Annotated in this window: 1 protein-coding gene; it reads right to left on the bottom strand. The window is 68.5% G+C overall.

The window, feature by feature from the left end; translation table 11 throughout:
• Positions 1–206: 206 nt before the first annotated feature.
• Positions 207–2173, bottom strand: a 1967-nt coding sequence (locus ACE3Q3_RS24105; protein WP_374450364.1) for a hypothetical protein, incomplete at its 5' end; no start/stop codon positions are given.

The following is a 2173-nucleotide window of genomic DNA, read 5'->3' as shown; positions in this document are numbered from 1 at the left end:
GCCCGGCCGCCGCGAGCGCCGGCCGCTGCCGGACGAGGAACGATTGCAGGCTGGTCGTGCCGGTCTTGGCAAGCCCGACATGGACGAAGAGCCGCGGCCTTCCGGATGCTGCCGGGTGGCGGTCAGCCGTTCCGGCAGCAGAACGTCCGGTCCCGGTCATCCTGCTGTCCTCGCCGATCTTGTGAGGATGGTCCGCGCCACGCAGGTCACCTCCCAACGTTCACGGTCATCCGGCAGCGTGCATGGACGAGCCCGCCCGCGGCCTCGCAGGCGACCCGGAGTTCGTAGCGGCCGCACGGCACGCCCGCCATATCCATTGTCGCCTGAAAGCCGCTTCGCGCCGTGACGTGCGGCAATTCGTCGGGGAAGGCGGCGGCGATGTCGGGGCGCCGCGTCCCGGGCTTCAGCGGTGCAACCAGTTCGGCCGCCGCCGTCCGATCGTGAGGTCGCAGCACAAGATACCATGGTGCATCGAAGGATTCGCCATGGAAGGCCCACCCCGAAAAGACCACTGGGTCGTCCTTGTTCAACGTGACCATGTCGCCGGGCGCGGCCGGCCGGTCGAGGTTGCCGGGACACTCGGCCGGCAGGTCGGGGCCCAGGCGCGGCAGCAACCGCCGCGGCAGCCACGATCCGCCGAACTCCGCGGCGGCTCGGCCCGCGATGATCGCGGGCAATTCGAGCAATGCGTCTGCGGGACCGGCGATCGTGCGCAGTCGCCGCGCTTCTGGGCGAGGCAGACGGCCGCGAACATGCGGGGCAAGCAGCGGGTCCGCCTCGATCTGGTCCAGGTGCCGGCGGTACTCGGCGTCGAGCGTCATTTCGACGTCTGCCGGTACAAGGCGCGGGTCGCCCACTTGCGCCCGGCTGAAGGGGAGATGGCTCATTGCCTCGAGCCAGCCGGCGATCTCGCTCCTGGCCGCTCCGGACTGGCGGAGCCAGCGGGTGAGCTCGATCAGGGCGGCCGGCACGCCGCTGTTCAGCCGCGGCTCGGACGTGCCGGTCTCGGGAGGACGCGCATAGCCCAGCCACGACAGCACCGCGCCCACCACGTCCCGACCGACGGCCGGATCGTCGTAGCTCGCGATCAGCATCGACGACACCCCCGGCATTTGGCGCCATCGCCTCAGCAACACGTCGTAGCTGAAGTGCTCCGACCGCCACTCGCGCACGAATTCCTCGACGGGCTTCGATCCGCCCAAGAGGGCGACGTGGGTGCGGTAGGCACCTTCGAGAAGGTCCCCGGGCCGGCGCAGGATGACGATGGGAACGATCTCGAAGCCGTCGAGCAAAACTCCCAGCCGTCGCACCTGGCGATCGTCGAGGACGGAGAAGTCCTCCGCGGACAGGATCGCGTTGGGACAGGCGGATCGTTCGAGCTCGTTTCGAAGGTCGTTCCACATACGGTCCGGGTCGATGCCCGCGAGCCGCCCGGGGCGCGTGCCGCTCAGGCTCCAGGCCAGCAGATGGTGGCCTTCCAGCTGGTGACGGCTCCCTGTTCGGGGAACATGGAACCCGGCCGCTGCCAGATTGTCCCGGTTTCGTGCGATGTAGGACTGAAGGCTGGTGGTGCCCGTCTTGTGCAGACCGATATGGACGTAGATGCGGCGACCGCCGCGCGCTGGCGGGTCGGCAAGCGCGTGATCGGCTGGGAAATGCACGGAAGTTGCGCGTTTCAGGAACGCGTAGTGCTGCTCGAGCCGGTCGCGACCGACGCGATCGGCGATCTGTTCCGCCATCTCGGCCACGAGTTCCCGGACACGGCCGGCCTTCGCTGCCAATGTCTCGTCCACCTGCAGGTTGGCCGCTTCGTCGCGAGCCGAGAAGAAATCGGCACCGTATCTCTGGAGCCGGTGTCGACGAGAGGTTGCCGCGGCGCCGCCGCGGCGGCGCTTCGCCTCGAACACCTCCGCCGACTTCAGCATGTAGTGATGAAGCCGGACGTCGCCGATGACCGTGCGGGCGGCACGGCCCTTCGGCGCTTCCATTTCGGCCAGATCGGACAGGTCGGAATGGACGAAGCGTCCATCGCGCAGCCCGGGGAGGTGAATGTGCTCGCGTTCGACCAGCTCGGGACGCACGATCGATTTGACGAACCGATGTTCCAGGTCGTCGTCGGGCTTCCGCCGCGTGAAGCGGGAGATCACCAGGTCCGGTCGGTAGTCGCGTTCCC

Origin of the sequence: Allostella sp. (assembly GCF_041913585.1) — a bacterium.
Classification (GTDB): domain Bacteria; phylum Pseudomonadota; class Alphaproteobacteria; order ATCC43930; family Allostellaceae; genus Allostella.
This window is presented reverse-complemented; position numbering and strand designations above follow the sequence as displayed.